This is a genomic window from Streptomyces sp. BR123 (genome assembly GCF_013401435.1).
Lineage (GTDB): Bacteria > Actinomycetota > Actinomycetes > Streptomycetales > Streptomycetaceae > Streptomyces.
This window is the reverse complement of sequence record NZ_JACBGN010000450.1, coordinates 1-3,938: the sequence shown is the minus strand read 5'-3', so window position 1 is coordinate 3,938 and position 3,938 is coordinate 1. Positions and strand designations below refer to the sequence as shown.

General features: G+C 75.3%; 3 protein-coding genes. 2 read left to right on the top strand and 1 reads right to left on the bottom strand.

Translation table 11 applies throughout. The annotated features are described in order from the left end of the window. Positions 1-2,058, top strand: a 2,058-nt coding sequence (locus HYE82_RS34780; RefSeq protein WP_256988113.1) for an AAA family ATPase, incomplete at its 5' end; no start/stop codon positions are given. A 289-nt stretch (positions 2,059-2,347) separates the two neighbouring features. Here HYE82_RS34780 and HYE82_RS34775 read toward each other — a convergent pair. Then, entirely contained in the window at positions 2,348-3,043 is a 696-nt protein-coding gene (locus HYE82_RS34775) for a copper homeostasis protein CutC (protein WP_179178215.1), read from the bottom strand. A 132-nt stretch (positions 3,044-3,175) separates the two neighbouring features. Between HYE82_RS34775 and HYE82_RS34770 the strand changes: the two genes are divergently transcribed. Further along, complete coding sequence (locus HYE82_RS34770) at positions 3,176-3,853, top strand: hypothetical protein (RefSeq protein WP_179178216.1); 678 nt, start codon at positions 3,176-3,178, stop codon at positions 3,851-3,853. Positions 3,854-3,938: the final 85 nt, after the last annotated feature.

Genomic DNA, 3,938 nt, shown 5'->3' with positions numbered 1-3,938 from the left:
GGAGGAGGCGAGGCGGCCCCCCTCGCCCGCGAGCAGGCCCACCTCGCCTCCTCCCGCGCCGCCCTGCGCGCCATGCGCGAGGACGTCGAGGCCCTCGACATCCGCGACGTCACCGCGAACTGGGTCAACGCGATCGTCCTCCAGGCCCAGATCGACGACCGCATCAAGGCCCTCGCCGACCTCGCCCACACCCCCCTCTTCTTCGGCCGCCTCGACTACCTGCACGCCCCCGGCGCGGAACTCGCCGAGGGCGCCGAGGGCGAGCAGTTCTACATCGGACGCCGCCACGTCCACGACGCCGACGGCGACCCCATGGTCATCGACTGGCGCGCACCCGTCTCCCAGCCCTTCTACCGCGCCTCCAAGAAGGACCCGCAGGACGTCGCCCTGCGCCGGCGCTTCGGCTACACAGGCGGCGAGCTCACCGCCTACGAGGACGAACACCTCTCCGACCCCGCCGAGACGGCCGGCGTCAGCAAGCTGCTCCAGCAGGAGATCGAGCGGCCGCGCGTCGGCCCGATGCGCGACATCGTCGCCACGATCCAGCCCGAGCAGGATGAGATCGTCCGCTCCGGACTGTCCGGTTCCGTCTGCGTCCAGGGCGGCCCCGGCACCGGGAAGACCGCCGTCGGCCTGCACCGCGTCGCCTATCTGCTGTACGCGCACCGCGAGCGGCTCGCCCGCACCGGCACCCTCGTCATCGGTCCGAACCGGTCCTTCCTCCAGTACATCGAGCAGGTCCTGCCGGCCCTGGGCGAGCTGGAGGTCAAGCAGGCCACCGTCGAGGACCTGGTCACCCGGGACGGCCTGGAGGTCCGGGGCGCCGACGCCGCCGCCACCGCCGTCGTCAAGGGCGACGCCCGCATGGCCGAGGTGCTGCGCCGCGCGGTCCGCTCGCACGTCACCGAGCCCGCCGAGCCCCTGATGGTCGTCCGCGGCTCGCGCCGCTGGCGGGTCCCGGCGTACGAGCTCCAGGAGATCGTGGGGGAGCTGCAGCGTCGGGACATGCGCTACGGGGCCGCCCGCGACGCGCTCCCGCAGCGCGTCGCGCACGCCGTGCTCGTACGGATGGAGCAGGCGGGCGAGGCGCCCGACGACCGGGTGCAGGACGCGGTCGCGCGGAATGCCGCCGTAAAGGCGCTGGTCAAGGCCGTGTGGCCGGCCGTGGACCCGGCGAGGCTGGTGCTGCGGCTGCTGTCCGACGCGGAGTTCCTCGCCGCACACGCGGAAGGCCTCCTCTCGGCGGAGGAGCAGGAGCTCCTGCTGTGGGCCAAGCCGGCGCGGAGCGTGAAGTCCGCGAAGTGGTCGCCTGCCGACCTGGTCCTGATCGACGAGGCGGCGGACCTGGTGGAGCGCACGCCCTCGCTGGGCCACGTCGTCCTCGACGAGGCCCAGGACCTGTCCCCCATGCAGTACCGGGCCGTCGGACGCCGCTGCACCACCGGCTCCGCGACCGTCCTGGGCGACCTCGCGCAGGGCACCACGCCGTGGGCGACCCGCGACTGGGCCGAGGCCCTGACGCACCTGGGCAAGCCGGAGGCGGCGCTGGAGGAGCTGACGGCGGGCTTCCGCGTGCCGCGCGAGGTGATCGCGTACGCCTCCCGGCTGCTGCCGTCGATCTCCCCGGGACTGGCGGCGGTCTCGTCGGTCCGCGAGACCCCGGGTTCGCTGGCGGTGACGCCGGTCCCGGAGGCCGCGGAGCTGACCGCAGCGGTGGTGGCCACCTGCCGGGACTCGCTGGAGCGGGAGGGCTCGATCGGCCTGATCGCGGCCGACGCGCGGATCCCGGCCCTGGCCTCGGCCCTGGAGGCGGCAGGGCTGGCCTGGTTGTCACCGGGCGAGGAGACCACCGCCCGGACCCGGCTGACGCTGGTTCCGGCGTCCCTCGCGAAGGGACTGGAGTACGACTACGTCGTGCTGGACGAGCCCGCCGCGATCGTCGCGGGCGAACCGGACGAGCGGACGGGCCTGCGCCGGCTGTACGTGTGCCTCACCCGCGCCGTCTCCGGCCTGACCGCCCTCCACGCCGCCCCCCTGCCGGCGGCCCTGACCGACTGACCCGGCCGCCCCGTCTCCGTCTCCGCCCCCGCCGCCTCTGCCTCTGCCTCTGCCTCCGGCCCGGCGTTCCTGCCCGGCGTTTGAGGCGCGGGGGCTGGGGCGGCGCCCCCGGGGGCACCTCCCGGCGGTAGCGGGGGGAGGAACCCGGCTCCGCCGGGCACCGGGCTCTGCCCGGACCCGCGCCTCAAACGCCGGCGGGGCTGGATCTTGCCGGACCCCGGCTTCGCAGGTGCGGCCGAGATGCGCCGGCTCGGCTTCGGCGGTGCGGCCGGGATGTGCGGTCGACAGGTCAGGACAAGGCGGCGCGCCACTCCTCGACGGCGGCGGCCGAGACAGGGTGCGCCCACCCGCCGGGCCGGGCCGCCCCGCCGATGTGGAAGCCGTCGATCCCGGCCTTGCGCAGCACCGGCAGGTGCTCCAGTGCCAGCCCGCCGCCGACCAGCAGCCGTGCCCCGTATCCCGGCTCGCCCTGCCGCGCCACCTCGGACAGCAGCACCGGCAGGCCCTCCTCGACGCCCGCCGCCGCCCCGGCCGTCAGGTACGTGTCCAGCCCGGGCAGGTCCGCGAGCGCCTTGCGCAGCTGGTCGCGGTCGGCGGCCCGGTCGATCGCCCGGTGGAAGGTCCACCGGCAGCCGGCCAGCTCCGCCGTGACCGCCTCGACGGCGGCCAGGTCCGGGCTGCCGTCCGGGGCCAGGAACCCGAGGACGAACTCCTCCGCCCCCTCGGCCCGCAGCGCCCGCGCCTGCGCAGCCAGCCGGTCCACGTCCTGCGCCGAGCCCGCCGAGAAGCCGTCCGCCGCCCGGAGCATCACGCGCAGGGGGATGCCGACCGCCGCTCTGATCGCCGCGAAGGTCTCGCGCGACGGGGTGAGCCCGTCGGCGGCCATGTCGCTGACCAGTTCCAGTCGGTCCGCCCCACCGGCCTGGGCCGCGACCGCATCCTCCACATCGAGGGCAATCACCTCCAGGACTGCACGGTTGCTCATCGGTCCCACTCCTCGGGAAAGCTGCTGATCGGAAAAATAGGTCTAGTCCAATATCCAGAGTACGGGCCGCTCCCACCCTTCACCAGCACCTTCACGCCACCCCACAATGTCCGCATGGACATCGACACGGACATGGGCCCCGGCCCGGGCGCGGCCACCGCCACCGCCCGGCTGCACGACCGCTGGCACGCGACCGCCGTCTCGGCCGGCGCCCCCGCCGACCGGGACCCCGCCCCCTACGCCGATCGCCTCCTCGCCGCCTGGGCGGAGCCGCAGCGCCGCTACCACACCACCGCGCACCTGGCCGACGTACTCGACCGGATCGACATCCTCGCCCCGCACGCCGCCGACCCGGCCGCCGTCGAGCTCGCCGCCTGGTTCCACGACGCCGTCTACCGCCCCGACCGCTCCGAGAACGAGGAGCGCAGCGCCGCCCTCGCCGAGCGCGCCCTGCCCGAACTCGGCCTGCCCGAGCACCGCACCGCCGAGGTGGCCCGCCTCGTCCGGCTCACCGTCACCCACGACCCCGCCCCCGGCGACACCAACGGCGAGGTGCTCTGCGACGCCGACCTGGCCGTCCTCGCCGGTGACCCCGACGCGTACGCCGCCTACGTCGCCGCCGTCCGCGAGGAGTACGGCTTCGTCCCCGAGGACGCCTTCCGCGCCGGCCGGGCCGCCGTGCTGCGCCGGCTGCTGGACCTGCCCCGGCTCTTCCGCACCCCGCACGGCACCGCGCACTGGGAGGCCCGGGCCCGCCGCAACCTGGCCGCGGAACTCGCCGACCTGACGGACCCGGCGTGCACGAACTGAGGCCGCGCGGGGAATGAGATCCACTTCGGCCCGGTTCGAGAAGGACATGCCCGAAGCGCCCGAAGCCCCCACACCCGCCCCCGCC

What these genes read in the sequence shown, in the direction of transcription:
- HYE82_RS34770 (WP_179178216.1), top strand. Translation starts at nt 3,176, where the DNA reads ATGGGCCCCGGCCCGGGCGCGGCCACCGCCACCGCCCGGCTGCACGAC.
- HYE82_RS34775 (WP_179178215.1), bottom strand. Translation starts at nt 3,043, where the DNA reads ATGAGCAACCGTGCAGTCCTGGAGGTGATTGCCCTCGATGTGGAGGAT.